We start from the raw sequence: 18,702 nt of genomic DNA, 5'->3' as shown, positions 1-18,702 counted from the left end.
GGCGCGCGCGTCCTCCGCGGCGGCGGCGCGGCGCCCCTCGAGCGGGGGGAAGCCGCTCCGCGGTCGTGCTAGACCGCGCGTCCTCCTATGCCCATCGCAACGCCTGCCAGCTCCGATCTGATCCGACGCACGTTCCTCGAGTTCTTCGGCCAGCGCGGCCACGAGATCGTCCCGAGCGCGCCGCTCGTTCCCCAGAACGATCCGACGCTGATGTTCGTGAACGCGGGCATGGTGCCGTTCAAGGACGTCTTCACAGGCAAGGACAAGCGCCCTTACCAGCGCGCCGCCTCGAGCCAGAAGTGCATCCGGATCAGCGGCAAGCACAACGACCTCGAGAACGTCGGCGTCACCGCGCGCCATCAGACGTTCTTCGAGATGCTCGGCAACTTCAGCTTTGGCGACTACTTCAAGGAAGACGCGATCGCCTTCGCCTGGGAGCTCCTGACGAAGGTCTACGACATCTCTCCCTCGCGGCTCGTGGTCACCATCTACAACGGCGAGGGGGGCTTTCCGGCCGACGACGAGGCCGCGGCGATCTGGCGCAAGGTCACCGGGTTCGGCGACGACCGCATCCTGCGGCTCGGCCTGGCCGACAACTTCTGGACGATGGGCGACGTCGGCCCGTGCGGTCCCTGCTCGGAGATCCACTTCTTCCACGGGAGCGAGCCCGACGTCTCGCGCTTCGGCGAGGAGCCGCGCATCGACGGCACCGGCTGGACGGAGATCTGGAACAACGTGTTCATGCAGTACGAGCGCGTCGAGAAGGACGGCCCGCTCGTCCCGCTGCCGGCGCCGAGCATCGACACCGGCATGGGCCTGGAGCGCATCGCGAGCGTGCTCCAGGGCGTGACGTCGAACTACGACACCGACCTGCTCCGGGGCCTCGTCGACAGGGCCGCGGAGCTCAGCGGCAAGCCGTACACGGGGAGCAACGCCGATGACGACGTGTCGATGCGGGTCATCGCGGATCACGCCCGGACGACGGCGTTCCTGATGGCCGAGGGGGTGATGCCCGAGCGGCAGCGGCGCGAGTACGTGCTCCGCCGGGTGATGCGCCGCGCGATCCGCCACGGCCACCGGCTCGGGATCGACAGGCCGTTCCTGCACGAGGTCGCGCTCGAGGTGGTCCGCCGGATGGGCGAGACGTACCCGGAGCTCCGCGACCGGCGGGAGCTCATCGCCCGCGTCACCGAGGACGAGGAGGTCCGGTTCCGCTCCACGCTGAAGCGCGGGATGAAGATCCTGGAGGAGCGCTTCGCCGAGATGCGCTCGTCGGGCGAGGGGACGCTCCCGGCCGCCGCGGCCGCGGATCTCTACACCACCTACGGCTTCCCGCTCGACCTGACGCAGGTCATCTGCGCCGAGTCGAACTTCGACGTCGACGTCCAGGGGGCCGAGGCGGTCATCCACGGCGCCGCCGAGGCCGACGGCCCGATCGATCCGACCGCGGCCGTGGATCCCGCGCACCGCTCGGCCCGCGCGGCGCTCGCGCACCCGGTCGTGTTCACGGGGTACGAGCACGAGGAGGGCGACAGCGAGATCGTCGCGATCATCCAGGTCGAGACGCAGGGCGAGGGCGACAAGGCGCGCAAGGTCCGCGTGCTGGTCGAGCGCGCGGAGGCGGGGTCGGCGGTGGAGATCGTGGTCCGCGAGACGCCGTTCTACGCCGAGTCGGGCGGCCAGGTCGGCGACGTCGGCGAGGTGACGGCGGACGGGGTGCGCGTCGAGGTGAAGGACACGCAGAAGCCGCTCGTCGGGCTGGTCGTGCACGAGGGCGTCGTCCGCGAGGGGGCGATCGCGGTGGGGCAGCGCGTGCACCTGGCGGTCGACCACGCGGCGCGCTCGGCGACGCGCCGCAACCACTCGGCCACGCACGTCCTGCACTGGGCGCTGCGCAAGGTGCTCGGCGAGCACGCGCAGCAGAAGGGCTCGCGTGTCGGGCCGGACATGCTCCGCTTCGACTTCACGCACAACCGGCCGCTCACCCGCGAGGAGATCTCGCGGATCGAGGACCTGGTGAACGAGAAGGTCCTCACGAACGCCCGGGTGACGACCGAGATCCTGCCGATGGACGAGGCCCGGCGGCGGGGCGCGATGGCGATCTTCGAGGAGAAGTACGGCGACACGGTCCGGATGCTCACGATGACGCCCGAGGTCGTGGAGCTCTGCGGCGGCACGCACGCGCGCGCGCTCGGGGACATCGGGCTGTTCAAGATCACGAGCGAGGGCGGCGTGGCCGCGGGCGTGCGCCGGCTGCTGGCGTCGACGGGGCTGAACGCGCTCGCGTACGCGCGGAACGTGGAGGCCGAGCTCGCGCGGGCGCGGCAGGTCGCGAAGGCGCAGGGCGGCGATCTCGCCGAGAAGATCGGCAAGATCGTCGCGCACGAGCGGGAGCTCGAGAAGAAGGTCGCCGATCTCGAGCGGCGCATCCTGGAGGGCGCGGGCCCCGCGCAGGGCGGCGGCGGCGGCGGCATCGACGCGATGCTGGAGGGCGCCCGGGAGATCGGCGGCATCAAGGTGCTCGCGCGGCGGGTGCCCGACGGCACCAACCCGGGGGCGCTGCGCGATCTCGCGGAGAAGCTGCGCGACAAGCTCGGCGACCGCGCGGCGGTGCTCCTCGGCGCGGCCGTGGGCGACAAGGCGCAGCTCGCGGTGATGGTCTCCAAGTCGGCCACCGAGCGGCTCAAGGCCGGGGAGCTCATCAAGCCGATCGCCCGCATCGTGGGCGGCTCGGGCGGCGGCCGCCCCGACATGGCGCAGGCCGGCGGGACCGACGTCGCGCAGCTCGACGCGGCGATCGCCGCGATCTACGCCGAGGTCGAGCGGGCGCTCGCCTCGTAACGCCCGCGGCTGTCAGGCCAGGAGCGCCAGGGCGCGAGGACATTCCTCTTCCGGTCCCGGCGCTCCTGGCGGCTTTACCCTCTTCTCTCCACCCTTCTCGCACGAGGCATCACGGAAGCCGGCGAGGCGGCGCGCCGCCGCGATCAGGCGTCACGCCACTTGGTGCGGGCGAGCGGGAGCAGCCGCGGGGCCTTTGGGCCCTTCGCGCGCCGCACCGGCAGCCGCACGGGCTCGCCGGGCGCGGCCGGGCGCGGCCGCGCCCCGGGGGCGTGGGCGCCGATGGTGGCGCGCACGATCGGCGGCAGGAACACGGATTCCAGGTCCACGCGCGCGAGCGCGCCCGCGACCGTGGCGATGCGGTCCGGCAGCGACGCGTTGGCGTCGACAAGGATGAGCCGCTTGCCGAGCACCGTGCAGAGCCCGCCGCGCGGATTGCGCGCGTCCGACAGGTGCGGATCGAACGCCTCCATCCTGACGGCGATGCCGACCCTGTTGGCCGCCAGGGTGAGCTCGTCGAGCAACCGCGAAAGCTCCACCCATGCAGCGTAACCCTCTTATCCGGGCGATGGCAAAGCGCAAAAGCGATGTTGGCGCCGCGCCCGCCAGCGCGGGTTGCGCCGGCCGCCGGCGCGGCGTCCACGCCCGGCGTCCACGACCGCCGGCCCGCTCGCCGCGCGCCCCGGCGAGGCGCGGCCGCAGCCCCGGAGGCGCGCCCTGCCCCGGGGGCGCTCTCCCGCGCTCCGCGCGCGCGGCGGTCAGCAGCCGGCGTGACGCGCGCTGCCGGCGTGACGCGCGCTGGCGGGCGCGCCACGTCCCAATCGCGTTCTCCAACATCCCATGATCGCGCCGCGACCACGCGGCCACGCGCGCAGCCAGGTTGGCCAGGCGAGGAGAGAACAACCGATCTCCCGTCTTCGTCGTATCCCATGCTCCGGACTGGCCGACAGCCGCTCACGGACCACATCGATGCTCGTGGCGCTCGCGCGAGGTCGGCCCGCGCCTCCTCCTTTCGCGCCGCGCGCCCCGAGGGCCGCGCGCCCGCGGCGCGCGCGGCCGATCCGGGCTTGGCGCCGCCGGCGCCCTGGTTCCGTGCTCATCAGGCCGGTCAGCGGCTTGTCTTGAGCCAGATCGCGCTGCCCGTTGACCGCCGTTTCCGAGCATGCTACGAGCACGCCGTTCCGCGCGTCGTGGCCGAGTGGGAGCGAATGTGCGTTTCCCGGCTGCGGTGGGGTATCCCGCGCGCTTCGTCAGCCAGTTTGGACGGGGCGGCCGCGATGGGGACGACGAGGGCGCCCGCCGGGCGGCGCGCCCGAAGGGCGAACAAAATGACGTTCACGGATGCAGCCGCCGAGGTGCTTCGCCTCGTCGGTAGACCGCTTCATTATAAAGAGATCACCGATATCGCGATCGAGAAGAACCTCCTTAGCCACGTTGGGAAGAGCCCAGAGGTCACGATGGGCGCCCGCCTGGCCGCGACGCTCAAGAAGGACACGGCGGACAACCCCCTGGTGCGGGTGAAGCCGGGCGTCTTCGCGCTGCGCGAGTGGGACGAGAAGACGATCAAATCGGGGCTCGACGGCAAGAAGGCGAAGCGGGGCGGGAAGCCCGAGGCGGTCAAGGCGCGCAAGGACGAGGAGCAGCCGACCCTCTTCGAGACGGCCGCGGACGATGAGGCGGCGGAAGAGGGCGACTCGGGCGCTCTGGCGGCCGGGGCCGAGGCGGAGGCCGAGGCGGCCGAGACCGAGGCAGCGGGCGACGACGCGCAGGCCGCGCCTGCGGGCGACGACGAGGACGAGGACGAGGTCGCGATCGGCGCGCCCGTCGCGGCCGGGATGAACGGCGTGGAGATCGCGGCAGCGCGCGAGCCCGTGCCGCCGCCGGCGCCCTCCTCCCCGCGCGCCGCGAGCACGTACATCGACGAGGAAGAAGCAGATCTCGAGGACGCGGAGCCGCCGGGCCCGGACGAGGCGATGCGGGCAGAGGCCGTCGCCGGAGCGGCGGAGCTCTTCGACGAGGAGGACGACGACGACCAGCCGATCCTCGGCGGCGATGACCGCGCGACCCCTGGGTCGTCGGGCGAGCAGGGCGAGGGGCGCCGCCGCCGCCGCCGCCGCCGCCGCGGCCGCGGGACCGCCGAGGCCAACGTGAGCTCCTCCGGGGGGCTTCCTTCCTACGTGGCGACGCCTGTGTTCGAGGCGCGGCGCGAGAACGGCCGCGGCGAGCCGCCGCGCTCCGACCGCACCGAGCGCTTCGACCGCCCCGATCGCGCCGAGCGGCTCGATCGGCCCGAGCGCATCGACCGGCCCGAGCGCACCGACCGGACCGAGCGGGTCGACAGCTTCGGCGCCGAGCCCGTTTACCGCGGCCCGCAGGTGATCGAGCTCACGGGCGGTGAGGGGCACGCGCTCGACGATCTGGCCGGCCGCGACCTCGCGGACGCCATCGCCGGCATCCTCTCGACCTTCGATCGGAACGCGGGCGCGGTCTCGCTCCGCCAGATCGCGGAGACCGCGCAGCGCCGCGGTCGCCTGGTCGGCGACGTGCAGCTCGTGCAGTCCCAGGTCGCTGCCGCCGTGCGCGCCGACAACGCGCGCCGCACGGCAGCGGGGCAGCGGCCCCGCTTCCGGTTCGCCGGCGGCCGGATCGCGCTGACGGACTGGCTGCTGCCGGGCGACCTCTCGCGGCTGGAGCAGGAGGCGCTCGCCGCGGTGGAGCGCTACCGCGAGGCTGCGCGGCGCGCGTTCGTGCGCAAGCTCTCCGAGCTCCCGGGCCATGCGTTCGTCGAGATCTGCGTCCTCGCCCTCGAGCGCATCGGGCTGGGTCAGCTCCGCGCCGTGCGCCGCGCGGGGGCGCCGGGCGGCGAGAGCCACTTCTCCGGGGCGCTCCGCACGGCGGGCGACGAGATCAAGCTGGCGCTGGTCGTCCGGCGGGACGGCCGCGAGGTCGGCCGCGAGCGGGTCACCGAGCTCCGCGGCTCGCTCCACCACTACGGCCCCGCCACCGCCGGCTGGATCCTGACCGCCGGTCAGATGCTCTCCGGCGCCCGTGAAGAGGCGGCGATCCCGGGGACCGCGCCGATCTCGCTCTTCGACGGTCTCGCGGTGGCGCGCCTCTGTGAGGACAACGATGTCGCTGTCCTCCGCGCCCGCCTCCCGATTGCGATCCCCGACGTCGATCTGCTCGAGGCGCTCCGGGCCTCCTGATCCCTGTCGCTCGCGTCCGGCCGGGGGCTCGCTCCGGCCGGGCGCGCCGCGCCCTCCTGTTCCCTCCCTCGCCGGCGTCCTTCCTCGCCGGCGTCCTTCCTCGCCGGCGCCCTTCCCCGGCGCGCCGTCTCTGCTGGCGCCCTTCCTCGAAGCGCCCTCCCACCTCGCCAGCGCCTCTCTCGACGCTTCCGCGGTTGACGGGCTCGGCGATCCTTGTCAGCGTCCGCGCCCATGCGCCATCGCGCGATCGCCTGGGTCGCGACCCTCGCCGTGCTCGTGACCGGCTGTGCTTCCGTGGATCCCCCTGCATCCCGGTTCCCGACCGCCGACGCGGCGCTCGGCCGGATGAAGGACACGTATGCCTGCGTGAACGGCGTTCAGGGCACCGCCAAGATCGACCACTTCTCCCGCCAGGGGCGGATCCGCGGAGACGTGTACATCCTGGCGGTCAATCCCGATCGGGTCCGCTTCGACATCGTGAGCCCCTTCGGCGCAAACCTCTACACGCTCACGTCGAATGGGACCCTGTTCCAGATGCTCGACGTCGGGGAGAAGCAGCTTTTGCATGGGCCGGCGAGCGCGTGCAACCTGGCGCGGCTCACCCAGGTGCCCATCCCCGGGCACGCGCTCGTCTCGCTGCTCCGCGGCGAGGCGCCCGTGCTCGTTCACGAGCCGCGCAACGCCTCGATCGCGTGGGACGGTGACGGCTTCTATCGCGTGCTGATCCAGAGCACCCGCGACGCGACCCAGGAGATCCACCTCGAGCCGCGCCCGGACGACTGGCGTCTACCCTGGAGCCAGCAGCGCCTGCGCGTCAGGCAGGTCCGGGTCGGGCAGCGCGGGATCGACCTCTATCACGCCGAGCTGAGCCATCATGAGGTGATCCACACCGCGCCGCCGCGCGTCGATCCCGAGGGGATCGACGATCCGATCCCCCCGAGCGGCGGGGTCTGCGACGCCGAGGTCCCGCGGTCGATCCGCATGCGGGTGCCGAACACCGAGGACGACGTCATCTTTCAATACAAAGAGGCGAAGTGGAATCCGCCCCTCATCTCGGGGGCATTCACGCAGCCGATCCCTGGCGGGGTCATCCGTCGTTATGTCGACTGCCAGGACTGAGTCGCTGCACTCAGGTTATTCCTGAGAGGCTGCGTCCACCCTCGTTCGTCTCACGCGTGGTTACGCGTGGACGCCGCCCTCGCGAACGTCTAGAAAGGCGCAATCCACCTCGCCTTGGCGAGAGGAGTCGTCGATGGACGTCGAGCCGGGAACGATCGTCGGCGAAAAGTACCGGCTGGAGGGGCCGCTCTCGCGGGGCGGGATGGGCTCCGTGTGGGTGGCCCGCCATCTCCAGCTCGGCGCGCCGGTGGCCATCAAGTTCATGGACCCGGAGCACGCCGCCTCGCCCGAGTTCCGCGCGCGCTTCTACCGCGAGGCGCGCACGGCGGCGAACCTCGAGAGCCCGCACGTGGTGAGCGTGCAGGACTACGGCATCCAGGGGACGGTCCCGTACCTCGTCATGGAGCTGCTCCGGGGCGAGGACCTCAGCCGTCGCCTGAGGAGGGTCCGGCGCCTCGCGCTCGCCGACGCCGCGCGCGTCGCGATCCAGACCGGCAAGGCGCTGCGCCGCGCGCACGAGTCCGGGCTCGTCCACCGCGACCTCAAGCCTGGCAATCTGTTCCTCGCGCGCGTCGACGACGAGGAGGAGATCGTCAAGGTCCTCGACTTCGGCATCGCCAAGCAGCTCACCGGCAAGCTCCTCAGCGACGAGACCACGAAGACGGGCGAGCTCCTGGGCTCGCCGTTCTACATGAGCCCGGAGCAGGCGCGCGGCGACAAGGACCTCGACGCGCGCAGCGACCTCTGGTCGCTCGGGGTCATCCTCTTCCGCGCGGTCACGGGCAAGCTCCCGTTCGAGGGCGACGTGCTCGGCGCGGTGCTGTCGAGGATCCTCGTCGAGCCGATCCCCACGGTGACGCAGATCGCGCCCGACCTGCCCATGGAGCTCGACGGGTTCTTCCTGCGCGCGCTCTCGCGCGACAGGTCCCAGCGGTTCCAGTCGGCGCAGGAGATGGTGCTCGCCTTCGTGGCCGCGGCGGGCGACATCGGCGTCCCGCTGCCGGTGCCCTCCGCGCCCCGGCCGCCGCCGTCGGCGTCGCGCACGGGGACGCTGCTCGGGCTGTCGCCTGGCGGCACCGCCGAGCCCGAGGGGCCCGGCGACGTCCGGTCGATGTCGCTGTCCTGGCGCGGCGACGAGGCGCCGCGTCCGCCGAAGGACGCGCTCACGCCGCTGCCCGATCCGTCGCAGCCCGGCACGCTGACGGCCGCCGCGTCCGGGGAGGTCCACGACGTGCGCAGGCCGCGCGCGACCGCGACGCGCTGGCTGCTCGCGTGCGGCGCGCTCTCCGTGATCAGCGGGACGATCGCGATCACGGCGCTGCGGCCGGTCGCCGAGGAGGGCGCCGCTTCCGTCATCGCGCCGGCGCGCTCCTCGGCCGTGAGCGCGGCCGCGCCGCAGGCGGAGTTGGCCCGCGCATCGGCGCCGGAGGTCGGCCGCCCGCCGGTGGTCGAGGGCACGCCCGTCGTCGACCGCGCGCCGGTGGTGGTCGAGGGCGTGCCTGTCGCGAACACCACGTCGCCCTCGCGCCCGGCGGAGCCCGAAGCGGCCGTCGCGCCGCAGCCCTCGCCGTCGCGCCCGTCGCCGCGCCGGAGCCCGCGCCGGGCGACAGAGATCGTCGATCCCTGGCGCGGAAGGTAACGCCGTCGGCCGATCACGCGAGCGCGTCGCGGATGCGGCGCGGCGCGTCCGTGATCAGCCCGTCGACGCCGAGCGCCGCGAGATCCCGCGCTTCGCGCGGATCGTTCACCGTCCACACGTTGACCACGCGCCCCTGCCGCTTCAGCAGCGCGATGCGCTCGGGCGACGCGATCGTCCGCTCGATGTGCGCGGCGAGCGCCCCGAGCGCCGGCGTGAGGCGCACGGCCGCGTCGTGGTAGCGGCTGCGGTGCACGAGGAGCGCGCGCGGGACGGCCGGCGCCAGGACCCCGAAGGACGCCAGCATGACCGGATCGAACGACGACACGAGCACCGCGTGGCGAGGATCCCACGCGCGCAGCAGCCGCGCGGTCGCGCGCACGACGGCGGCGCGGTCGGGCACGTCCCGCTTCATCTCGACGTTGACGGCGAGCCGCCGGCCACGCGCGAGCGCGAGCACCTCGGAGAGGAGCGGCACCCGGTCGCCGCCCAGGTCGACCTGCCGGAGCTCGTCCCAGCGGAGCGCCGCGGCGTGGCGCGTGTCCGCGCCGCGCGTCACCCGCTCGAGGTCCGGGTCGTGCAGCGCCACGACCTCGCCCGAGCCGCACACCCGCACGTCGAGCTCGATCCCGTCGGCCCCCTGCGCGGCCGCCTCCTCGAAGGAGGCGAGGGTGTTCTCCGGGGGCGCGCCCTCGCCGCGCACGCCCCGGTGCCCGAAGACGAGCGGCGCGCGCGCGGCCCCGCCCGGCGACGCCGCCGCCGGGCCGCGCGCGCTCCGGCGGAAGCGCTGCTCGGCCCAGGTCACCGCGCGGGCTCCTCGTCGAGCTCCTGCGCGATGGTGCGGGCGGCCTCGCGCGCGCGCTCCAGCGCCGAGAGCGGGAACGACGCCGCGCCGACGGCCGGGTGCCCGCCCCCGTCGTAGCGGCGGCAGATCGGCGCGATGTCGCGATCGCGCGGGACGCCGCACCACGGGTTGTAGCCCACCGAGAGCTTGTAGTGCTGCTTCTGCCGGGAGAGCGTCACCGAGTACACGCAGTCCGGGTACATCGCGTACGTCATGAACTTGCCGACCGCCTCGAGCGGCGCGTCGGAGAGGTCGACCAGCACGACGCGGCCGAGCTTGCGCGCGCCGCGCTCGATGCGCGCGACGAACGTCTGCCGTGACAGGGAGAGGGGGCGCCAGAGATCCTGGATGTCGGGCGCGCGCGCCACCTCGCTCACGGGCTGATCGACAAGCCGGGGCACCACCGAGGCGAGGAACGGCCCGTCCCCGTGGTGCTCCACGACGGACGCGAGCTGCATGATCGGCTCCTCGCGGCTCACGGCGGCCTCGGCCGAAGGGAAGCGCGCGGTGTCGATGACGTCGGCCCACCGGATGAGCTCGTCGACGCCGGACATCTCGACGCCGAAGTGGTCGCGGCTGACGTCCGCGATGAGCTTCGTGCACGAGCCGTACGCGGCGTCGTAGAAGACGTGCGGGGCGTCGCCGGCGCTCCGCGACCGCGTCGCGCCGGCGAGCGCCGCGTCGCGCTCGTCGTCCGAGCCGAACCCGGTGACGTGGTGGTCGAAGTACCAGGTCAGCTTCTTCGTCGGCGTGTAGCGGAAGTCGAGGATCGCGTTCTCGTCGCCGTCGAGCCACGAGGGCGGGATCATCGTCATGCCCGGGCCGTACCCGCAGGAGCGGTAGCGGAGGGCGAGCGGCTCGCCGGGGTGGAGCGCCTGCATCAGGCGGGTGAACAGCGCCGCGCTCGCCATGCCGTCGAAGCAGTGGCCGTGCGTCGCGACGACGATGTCCCTGGGCTTCATCGGGCGAGGGGGTAGCACGCCGCATGGCCGGCCGCTCGCGGGCCGAGCATCGCGCGGCGGTTCTGGTAGTCTCCGCGCCGTGCGGCGCGCCCTCGCTCTCCTCGAACTGCATCCGTTCAGGCCGGCGCGCCGCTTGCTCGCCGCGTCGCTCGCGCTGGCCGCGTCGCTTGCGCTGGCCGCGTCGGGCTGCGGCGCCGGCGCGTCCAGGTCCAGCGCCGAGGTCCTGGTACCGAGCCCGCCGCCCGCGCCGGCTCCGGCGCCCGCGCCCGAGGTGCGGAACCCGCCGCCGCCGAGCGATGCGCCCGAGCCGGACCCCGAAGCGGCGCGCCTCTTCCTGAGCCGCGTGGGGCAGCAGCGGCCGCCGACGACCGCGCCGGTGCCGCGCGTGACCGCGCTCGCGCTCGACAACACCGCGCGCGGCGAGGCGAGGGGGATGGCGGCGCAGGGCGAGGTCGTGTCGCTCCAGATCGCGGAAGGCGAGAGCGCCGCGATCCCCGCGCGCGTCGCGCCGGGGGAGTGCGCGGTGTTCATCGCGCAGGGCGGGCTCGGCGTGATCGAGGTCGACCTCTTCGTCACGAGGGGCGCGCCGCCGGCGCTCGCGATCGCCGCTCAGGACGCGGACAGCGGGCCGGTCGCGGTGGTCGGCGGCAGGGGCGCGTGCTTCTCCGTTCCCGGCAGCGCGCCGGCTCCCGGCGACGCGCCGGCTCCAGGCAATGCGCCGGTCGCGGTGAGCCTCCACGTGCAGGTGCGGCGCGGCGCGGGCGTCGTGCTCGTGCGGGGCTATCGGGGCCCGCGCCCGCCCGCGCCCCCCGCGGCGCCGCCGAGCGCGACCCCGCCCAACACGGCGCCGCCGAGCGCGACCCCACCCAGCACGGCGCCGCCGAGCGCGACCCCGCCCAACACGGCGCCGCCCGGCGCGACCCCGCCCAACACGGCGCCGCCCGGCGCGACCCCGCCCCGCGCGGCGCCGCCGAGCGCCGCGCCGCCCGGCCCCGCGCGCGACGTGCCGCCCCGGTAGTTCGCGCGCGCTCCTCATTTCGCGCAACTCGGCCCGGGCGCCGGTCGACACGCCGCGTATGGCGTCGATCGAGATCCACCCTTCCGATCCATCCTACCCCGCGCCGCTCTGGGCCCTCGTGACCGAGTCCGAGGCCGCACCGCCGACGCTCTACGTGCGCGGCGCGCTCCCCGCGCGTCCGGGCATCGCCATCGTCGGGACGCGCGCCGCGAGCGACGAGGCGCTCCGCTTCACCCGCGAGCTCGCCGCGGCGCTCGGCGAGGCGGGCTACTCGATCTGGTCGGGCGGCGCGCGCGGCGTCGACGCCGCCGCGCACGAGGGCGCGCTTGACGCGCGCGCGCCGACCGTGGTCGTCAGCGGCGGCGGCCACGCGCACCCCTATCCGCGGGAGCACGCGGCGCTCTTCGATCGCGTCGTCGCCGCGGGCGGCGCGCTGCTCGCGCGCGTCCCCGACGACACGCCGCCGCTGCCGGCGCTGTTCCTCCAGCGCAACGCGGTGCTCGCCGCGCTCACGCGCGCGACCGTCGTGGTCGAGGCGGGCATCGAGAGCGGCGCCCGGTCCGCCGCCGCCGCCGCCCGTCGCCTCGGCCGCCACCTGTGCGTCGTCCCGCACGCGCCGTGGAGCCCGCGCGGCGTCGGCTGCGCGCTGGAGCTCGTCGGCGGCGCGCGCCCCATCACGCGCGCGGCCGACGTGATCGACGTCCTCGGCGGGCCCGCGCCGCCGCCCCGCCGGCGGCCGCGGCGCGCGCCGCGCAACAGCCCGCCCGCCGACGGCACGCTGCCGCTGCCGGACGCGGCCTTCGCGGCCCGCACGGCCGCCTCGAGCGAGAAAAGCGCGCTCGCGCGGGCCATCGACGCCGAGACCCGCGGGGAGCGCGCGGACGCCCGCGAGGGCAGCGCGGGAGCCCGCGCAGAAGGCGCGGAAATCATCGCGGAAACCGCGGAAGAGCGCGCCGTCCTCCACGCCCTGGACGCCCACCCGGCGCACGTGGATGAGGTCTGCGAGCGGACGGGGCTTCCGCCCAGGCGCGCCGTGGAGGCACTCTTGACGTTGACGCTCCAGGCCGTAGTAGTAGAGGGGCCCGCCGGGTTGTTTCGGCGGGCTCTTCGTTGAAGGGCACGCCGGTCCACCCTACCCAGTGCGGTTCCGGGTGGCCGCCTCCTCGCGGGGGGGCCTCCCTCGCACGAAGGTTAGCCCTTCAATCCTCCCACAAAGCCCCGACACGTTGCTCAGAAGGTGGTGATGGCCAAGACGCTCGTCATCGTGGAGTCGCCGGCGAAGGCGAAGACCATCAAGAAGTATCTCGGCAACGGGTACGAGGTGTTCGCCTCGAAGGGCCACGTCAAGGACCTGCCCAAGAAGCAGAACGCCGTCGACGTGCAGAACGACTTTGCCGAGACCTACGAGGTCATCGAGGGCAAAGAGAAGGTCCTGGAGGAGCTCAAGTCGGCCGCGAAGAAGGCGGACGAGGTGCTCCTCGCGACCGACCCCGATCGCGAAGGCGAGGCGATCGCGTTCCACATCTCGGAGGAGATCAAGAACCCGAGGCTCAAGGTGGCGCGGGTGGAGTTCCACGAGATCACGAAGAAGGGCGTCGACCACGGCGTCCACAACCCGCGCAAGCTCGACGAGAACCTCTACGACGCCCAGCGCGCGCGCCGCGTCCTCGACCGCATCGTCGGCTACGACGTCTCGGCGCTCGTGTGGTCGAAGCTCGCGTTCGGCCTGTCGGCCGGGCGGGTGCAGTCGGTCGCGCTGCGGCTCATCGTGGACCGCGAGCGCGAGATCGAGGCGTTCGTCCCCGAGGAGTACTGGAACATCGCGGTCGGCCTCACCGCGGCGAGCCCGCCGACGCGCGCGCCGTTCGTCGCCAAGCTCGCCGCCGCGGACGGCAAGAAGCTCGAGGTGACGAACGGCGAGGTCGCCGCGAAGGTGCGCGCCGATCTCGAGACGGCGCGCTTCCGGGTGGCGAAGGTCGTGCGGCGCGAGCAGAAGCGCAACCCGCCCGCCCCGTACACCACCTCGAAGCTCCAGCAGGACGCGACGAACTACCTGCACTTCGGCGCCAAGCGGACGATGCAGATCGCCCAGGCGCTCTACGAGGGCATCGACCTCAAGCGCGACGGCGGCCCGGTCGGCCTCATCACGTACATGCGTACCGACTCGACGCGCGTCAGCGACGACGCCATCGCCGAGGTGCGCGGCGTGGTCGCGAAGCGCTACGGCAAGGAGTTCGTCCCCGAGCGCCCGAACGTCTACAAGTCGAAGAAGAACGCGCAGGACGCGCACGAGGCGATCCGGCCGACGAGCGTCGAGATCCACCCGGACTCGATCAAGAAGTACCTCAAGGACGAGCAGTACAAGCTGTACAAGCTCATCTGGAACCGCTTCGTCGCCTCGCAGATGAACCCGGCGGTCTACGACCGGACGACGGTCGAGATCGACGCGACGCCCGCGGTCGCGGCGCCCGCGTACCGGAGCTACCTCGCCAGGGCGAGCGGACGGATCCTGAAATTCGCCGGCTGGCTGCAGGTGACGGAGGGCCAGCAGGAGTTCGCCGGCGAGGAGGAGAGCGCCGGCGGCGCGGCGGACGGCAGCGGCGGCGGCGGCGCCGCGCCGGCGCCCGTCGAGGCGAGCGCCGCCGAGGCGGAGCGGGCGGCGCCCGGCGCCTCGGCCGAGGAGGACTCGGAGGCGCTCCTGCCCGACATGAAGGAGGGCGAGGCGCTCGCCGTGTCGCCCCCGGGGGTCATCACCGACCAGAAGTTCACGCAGCCGCCGCCCCGCTACAACGAGGGCTCGCTGGTGCGCGAGCTGGAGAAGCGCGGCATCGGCCGCCCGTCGACGTACGCCGAGATCATCAGCAAGGTGCAGCAGCGCGCCTACGTCGAGAAGCGGGAAGGCGGCGCGTTCCAGCCGACGCTGCTCGGGAAGTTCGTGGTCGACGGGCTCGTCCGATCGAACCTCGACATCATGGACCCGAACTTCACGGCGCAGATGGAGGAGGAGCTCGACGCGGTCGGCGCCGGCAACCTGAAGCGCGAGCAGCTCCTCAAGCGCTTCTACAAGAAGTTCAGGGAGCAGCTCGACAAGTCGAAGAAGCTCGCGCCGTGGAAGCCCGAGGCAGAGAAGACCGACCTCGTCTGCGACGAGTGCGGGTCGATGATGCTCAAGAAGTGGGGCAAGAACGGCTGGTTCTTGAGCTGCGAGCGCTACCCGAAGTGCAAGGCCACGCGCGACCTGTCCGACGCGCGGGGCAGCGCCGCGGTCCGCGAGACCGACATCTCGTGCGACAAGTGCGGCAAGCCGATGATCATCAAGACGGGGCGCTTCGGCGACTTCCTGTCGTGCACCGGGTACCCGACCTGCAAGAACACGCGCCCGGTGCCGCTCGGCGTCGCGTGCCCGAACTGCGGCGGTGACCTCATCGAGATCAGGCCCCGCAAGAAGGGCGGTCGCACCTTCTACGGCTGCTCGAACTGGAACGCCGAGCAGAAGTGCGACTTCAAGCTCTGGCAGAAGCCCGTGCCCGTCCCGTGCCCGCAGTGCGGCGCGAAGTTCGTCACCCGCACCGCCGGCAAGAAGGCGATGCTCGTCTGCGCGACCAAGGACTGCGGCTTCAAGCAGGAGATCGTCGAGGGAGAAGGAGAGGACGGCGCCGCGGACGGCTCCGGCGCTCCGGACGCCGCGTCGATCGTCGCGGGCGCGGGCGCGGGCGCCGCGCCGGCCGCCCGGCCCGAGCCGACGGGCGCCGCGCCGGCCGCGGCCGAGCGACCCGAGGCCGCGCCGACCCCGGGGGCGACCAAGGGGGCAGGCGAAAAGCCCGCGCGCGCGCGCCGCACGGCGAGCTAAGACGGTCACGAGACACCCCAACCATCCCTGGTGAGCTGTATGAGCGGAGCGGAGAGCCCGTGCGACGTGGTCGTCGTCGGAGGCGGCCTGGCCGGTTGCGAGGCGTCGTACCAGCTCGCGCAGCGCGGGCTGCGCGTGCGCCTCGTCGAGATGAAGCCGCACCGGCGCACGCCCGCGCAGACGAGCGACCGCCTGGCCGAGCTCGTGTGCTCGAACTCGCTGCGCGGCGCGGCGCTGAGCAACGCGGTGGGGCTCCTCAAGGAGGAGCTCCGGCGCGTGGGCTCGCTCGCCCTGCGGTGCGCCGACGAGACGTCGGTGCCGGCCGGCGGCGCGCTCGCGGTCGACCGCGAGCGGTTCGCCGAGGCGATGACGCGGGCGATCGAGGCCCACCCGCGCATCGCCGTCGACCGGCGCGAGGCGACCGAGATCCCCGCCGAGCGCCCGGTGATCCTCGCGACCGGTCCGCTCACCTCGGACGCGCTCGCGGCGAGCCTGGCCGCGGCCGTCGGCGCCGAGCACCTCGCCTACTACGACGCGATCGCGCCCATCGTCAGCGCCGACTCGATCGACTGGTCGCGCGTGTGGAAGCAGTCGCGCTACGGCAAGGGCGTCGTCCGGGGCGAGCGGCCCGCGGAGCCGGAGCGCGCCGCGCCGCCGGAGGACGCGGCCGAGCGCCGCGATGACGCCGAGGCCGGCGACGAGGCCTACGTGAACTGCCCCTTCGACGAGGCGCAGTACAAGGCGTTCGTCCGCGCGCTCGTCGAGTCCGAGAAGGTGGAGGCGCGCGACTTCGAGGAGGTGCGCTACTTCGAGGGGTGCCTGCCGTGCGAGGTGATGGCCGCGCGCGGCGAGCAGACGCTCGCGTTCGGGCCGATGAAGCCGGTCGGGCTCACCGACCCGCGCACCGGCCGGCGCCCGTACGCGGTGCTCCAGCTTCGCCCGGAGGACGAGGCGGCGACGGCGTACAACCTGGTCGGCTTCCAGACGCGCATGAAGTACGCCGAGCAGCTCCGGGTGTTCCGGATGGTGCCCGGCCTCGAGGAGGCCGAGTTCCTCCGCATGGGCTCCGTCCACCGGAACACCTTCGTCGACGCGCCGGCGCTCCTCGGCCCGGTGATGGAGCTCCGCGCGCTGCCGGGCGTGCACCTCGCCGGCCAGATCGCGGGCGTGGAGGGCTACGTGGAGAGCGCCGCGGCCGGGTTCGTGTGCGCGGTCCTCCTCGCGCAGAAGCTGCGGAACGAGCCGCTCCGGCCGCCGCCGCCCACGACGGCGCTCGGCGGCATCCTCACGCACCTCGGCCGCAAGCAACCCACGTATCAGCCGTCGAACATCACCTGGGCGCACATCGCGCCGCTCGATCCCGCGCAGGGCAAGCTGCGCAAGCGCGCCCGCTACGAGGCGATGGCCGAGCGCGCGCTCCGCGACCTCGACGCGTGGCGGGCCGCGGGCTGACGGGCGGGCTCGGCGCGCGGCGAGCGCGCTGACGGGCGGACTCGACGCGCGGCGGGCGCGCTGACGGGCAGACTCGACGCGCGGCGGGCGCGCTGACGGACTCGGCGCGCGGCGGGCGACCGTCGGCGGCGCGCCAATCGTGCGCCGGCCGCCCGGCGGGCGCGGGCTTCGATACCCTGGCGCTGGTGCGCCGCGCGCCGCCCGCGCGCTCCGGGAGCCCGCCCGTGCGCGGACCCGCGCCCCATGGAGGTAGCCGATGAGACTTCGCTTGCTCGCGTTCCTTGCGCTCGCCGCTCCTGCCGCGACGCTCCTGCCACAGCGCGAGGCGCTCGCGTGCGGCGGGTGCTTCGCCCCGCCGACCGAGACCACCGTCGTCAACGCGCACCGGATGGTGCTGTCCGTGTCGCCCGTCCAGTCGGTGCTCTGGGACCAGATCCAGTACGCCGGCGATCCCAGGGAGTTCGCCTGGGTGCTCCCGGTCAAGCGCGGGGCGACCCTCCAGGTCGGCTCGGACGCGTGGTTCGAGACGCTCGACGCGGCCACGTCGGTGCGCATCACCGCGCCCAGCTCCACGTGCGCCTCGAACGGCGCGGGCTGCGGCAGTCTGGCAGGGAACGACTCGGCGAGCTTCGGCGGCGACGCGTTCGGCGGCGAGCAAGTCACGGTGCTCCACCGCGGCACCGTCGGCCCGTACGAGACGGTGACGCTCGCGACCGACACGCCCGGCGCGCTGAACAAGTGGCTCGACACGAACGGCTTCGGCGTCGACGCGTCGACGCAGCCGGTCATCGACGCCTACGTCGACGAGAACTTCGACTTCATCGCCCTCAGGCTCCAGCCGGGCAAGGACGTCAAGGAGATGACGCCGGTGCGGGTCGTCATGCCGGGGGCGAACCCCACGCTCCCGCTCCGGATGGTCGCCGCCGGCACCGGCGCGAACGTCGCGATCACGCTCTTCACCATCAGCGAGGCGCGGCTCGCGCCCGAGGGGTTCGAGGCCGCGGCCGTCCCCCACGACCTCCTCGCGTGGGACTTCGCCTCGCAGGAGTCGAACTACGGCGTGCTCCGCGAGAAGGCGCTCTCCGCGGCCGACGGCGGCCGCGCGTTCCTCACCTCCTACGCGCAGCAGGGCTCGCTGTTCTCGCCCGTGTCGAGCTCCGCGGCGCCGTTCGGCGTCCAGTACACCACGAGCGGCTCCACGGCCCCGGTCGACACGATCGCCGCGGCGTTCGCCCAGCAGGGGCTCGCGAACGGCGAGACCGAGGACCCCGCGTGCGCCGTGCGCTTCGCCCAGCTCGCGGCGGAGGGCCGCGCCGTCGGCAACCCGTGCCCGGCCGGCGTCCTCCTCTCCGACCCGAGCTGCGGCGAGGTCGCCTCCGGCCAGATCGACGCGCGCGAGCTCGCGTGCGGCCCGCTCGACGACCTGGCTGTCGCGATGATCGGGCTGCACCCGAAGGACGTCTGGCTCACGCGCCTCGAGGCGAACCTGCCGCGCGCCGCGCTCGACACGGACCTCGTCCTGAACCCCGGGCCGCAGGAGCGGGTCGACAACTGGCTGCGCGCCCGCGTGAGCGTCCACGCCGAGGTGCTCTGCGGCGCGGCGCTCCCCGTCCTCGATGGCGACCGCGCGTCGCGCTCGCGGGGGCAGGGCACGCTCGTCGGCATGACGCTCGGCGCCCTCGCCCTCGCCGCCGCCGTCGTCCGCCGCGGCGCGCGCCGCTTCGCCTCCCGCGCCGCCTGACCCGCGCTCAGACCCCCGCGTCCCGGTCCCTGGTCC

At 73.8% G+C, this 18,702-nt stretch carries 12 protein-coding genes; 9 read left to right on the top strand and 3 right to left on the bottom strand.

Going from position 1 to position 18,702, the window contains the following annotated elements; genetic code table 11:
- Nucleotides 1-87 precede the first annotated feature (87 nt).
- The gene (alaS, locus tag WME96_RS27300; protein ID WP_437284515.1) at nucleotides 88-2,841 is read left to right on the top strand and encodes an alanine--tRNA ligase; all 2,754 of its coding nucleotides are present in this window, start codon (nucleotides 88-90) and stop codon (nucleotides 2,839-2,841) included.
- Nucleotides 2,842-2,984: 143 nt separating this feature from the next.
- Here the strand turns inward: alaS and WME96_RS27295 are convergent, their stop codons facing one another.
- A complete protein-coding gene (locus WME96_RS27295; RefSeq protein ID WP_437284514.1) occupies nucleotides 2,985-3,377 on the bottom strand; it encodes a hypothetical protein in 393 nt (130 codons plus the stop codon).
- A gap of 789 nt (nucleotides 3,378-4,166) precedes the next feature.
- On the opposite strand from WME96_RS27295, the gene WME96_RS27290 reads away from it, so the two are divergent.
- The 3 genes from WME96_RS27290 (at nucleotide 4,167) to WME96_RS27280 (ending at nucleotide 8,802) form a co-directional block, all read left to right on the top strand.
- Nucleotides 4,167-6,044, top strand: a complete 1,878-nt coding sequence (locus WME96_RS27290; RefSeq protein WP_437284513.1) for an HTH domain-containing protein — start codon at nucleotides 4,167-4,169, stop codon at nucleotides 6,042-6,044.
- Nucleotides 6,045-6,275: 231 nt separating this feature from the next.
- Nucleotides 6,276-7,163, top strand: a complete 888-nt coding sequence (locus tag WME96_RS27285; protein WP_437284512.1) for a LolA family protein — start codon at nucleotides 6,276-6,278, stop codon at nucleotides 7,161-7,163.
- A 133-nt stretch (nucleotides 7,164-7,296) separates the two neighbouring features.
- Complete coding sequence (locus WME96_RS27280) at nucleotides 7,297-8,802, top strand: serine/threonine-protein kinase (protein ID WP_437284511.1); 1,506 nt, start codon at nucleotides 7,297-7,299, stop codon at nucleotides 8,800-8,802.
- 13 nt (nucleotides 8,803-8,815) lie between these two features.
- On the opposite strand, the gene WME96_RS27275 is transcribed toward WME96_RS27280, so the two are convergent.
- Both WME96_RS27275 and WME96_RS27270 read right to left on the bottom strand, forming a co-directional pair.
- Nucleotides 8,816-9,604: a glycerophosphodiester phosphodiesterase gene (locus WME96_RS27275; RefSeq protein WP_437284510.1), complete on the bottom strand. Its 789-nt coding sequence runs from the start codon at nucleotides 9,602-9,604 to the stop codon at nucleotides 8,816-8,818.
- The gene (locus tag WME96_RS27270; protein ID WP_433926780.1) at nucleotides 9,601-10,605 is read right to left on the bottom strand and encodes a hypothetical protein; all 1,005 of its coding nucleotides are present in this window, start codon (nucleotides 10,603-10,605) and stop codon (nucleotides 9,601-9,603) included. The genes WME96_RS27275 and WME96_RS27270 overlap by 4 nt, the downstream gene beginning before the upstream one ends.
- Nucleotides 10,606-10,684: 79 nt before the next feature.
- Between WME96_RS27270 and WME96_RS27265 the strand changes: the two genes are divergently transcribed.
- The 5 genes from WME96_RS27265 to WME96_RS27245 all read left to right on the top strand — a co-directional run bounded on the left by WME96_RS27265 (nucleotide 10,685) and on the right by WME96_RS27245 (nucleotide 18,666).
- Nucleotides 10,685-11,623 carry a hypothetical protein gene (locus WME96_RS27265; RefSeq protein ID WP_437284509.1) on the top strand — a complete coding sequence of 313 codons (939 nt, stop codon included), beginning with the start codon at nucleotides 10,685-10,687 and terminating at the stop codon, nucleotides 11,621-11,623.
- Nucleotides 11,624-11,681: 58 nt separating this feature from the next.
- Complete coding sequence (locus WME96_RS27260) at nucleotides 11,682-12,737, top strand: DNA-processing protein DprA (protein WP_437284508.1); 1,056 nt, start codon at nucleotides 11,682-11,684, stop codon at nucleotides 12,735-12,737.
- Nucleotides 12,738-12,866: 129 nt separating this feature from the next.
- Entirely contained in the window at nucleotides 12,867-15,473 is a 2,607-nt protein-coding gene (gene topA, locus WME96_RS27255; RefSeq protein ID WP_437284507.1) for a type I DNA topoisomerase, read from the top strand.
- A gap of 39 nt (nucleotides 15,474-15,512) precedes the next feature.
- Nucleotides 15,513-16,925, top strand: coding sequence for a methylenetetrahydrofolate--tRNA-(uracil(54)-C(5))-methyltransferase (FADH(2)-oxidizing) TrmFO (gene trmFO, locus WME96_RS27250; protein ID WP_437284506.1), 1,413 nt, complete (start codon nucleotides 15,513-15,515; stop codon nucleotides 16,923-16,925).
- Between the two features lie 256 nt (nucleotides 16,926-17,181).
- Nucleotides 17,182-18,666, top strand: a complete 1,485-nt coding sequence (locus WME96_RS27245) for a DUF2330 domain-containing protein (protein WP_437284505.1) — start codon at nucleotides 17,182-17,184, stop codon at nucleotides 18,664-18,666.
- The last annotated feature ends 36 nt before the right edge of the window (nucleotides 18,667-18,702 follow it).

Origin of the sequence: Sorangium sp. So ce406, assembly GCF_051474675.1 — a bacterium.
Taxonomy (GTDB): Bacteria; Myxococcota_A; Polyangia; order Polyangiales; family Polyangiaceae; genus Sorangium; species Sorangium cellulosum_G.
The sequence above is the reverse complement of the archived record's forward strand: the minus strand, read 5'-3'. Positions and strand labels throughout refer to the sequence as shown.

Excerpts from the sequence above, each read along its gene's own strand:
- topA (WP_437284507.1), top strand. The coding sequence starts at position 12,867 with ATGGCCAAGACGCTCGTCATCGTGGAGTCGCCGGCGAAGGCGAAGACC.
- WME96_RS27280 (WP_437284511.1), top strand. The coding sequence starts at position 7,297 with ATGGACGTCGAGCCGGGAACGATCGTCGGCGAAAAGTACCGGCTGGAG.
- alaS (WP_437284515.1), top strand. The coding sequence starts at position 88 with ATGCCCATCGCAACGCCTGCCAGCTCCGATCTGATCCGACGCACGTTC.
- WME96_RS27245 (WP_437284505.1), top strand. The coding sequence starts at position 17,182 with ATGAGACTTCGCTTGCTCGCGTTCCTTGCGCTCGCCGCTCCTGCCGCG.
- WME96_RS27270 (WP_433926780.1), bottom strand. The coding sequence starts at position 10,605 with ATGAAGCCCAGGGACATCGTCGTCGCGACGCACGGCCACTGCTTCGAC.
- WME96_RS27290 (WP_437284513.1), top strand. The coding sequence starts at position 4,167 with ATGACGTTCACGGATGCAGCCGCCGAGGTGCTTCGCCTCGTCGGTAGA.
- trmFO (WP_437284506.1), top strand. The coding sequence starts at position 15,513 with ATGAGCGGAGCGGAGAGCCCGTGCGACGTGGTCGTCGTCGGAGGCGGC.
- WME96_RS27260 (WP_437284508.1), top strand. The coding sequence starts at position 11,682 with ATGGCGTCGATCGAGATCCACCCTTCCGATCCATCCTACCCCGCGCCG.
- WME96_RS27285 (WP_437284512.1), top strand. The coding sequence starts at position 6,276 with ATGCGCCATCGCGCGATCGCCTGGGTCGCGACCCTCGCCGTGCTCGTG.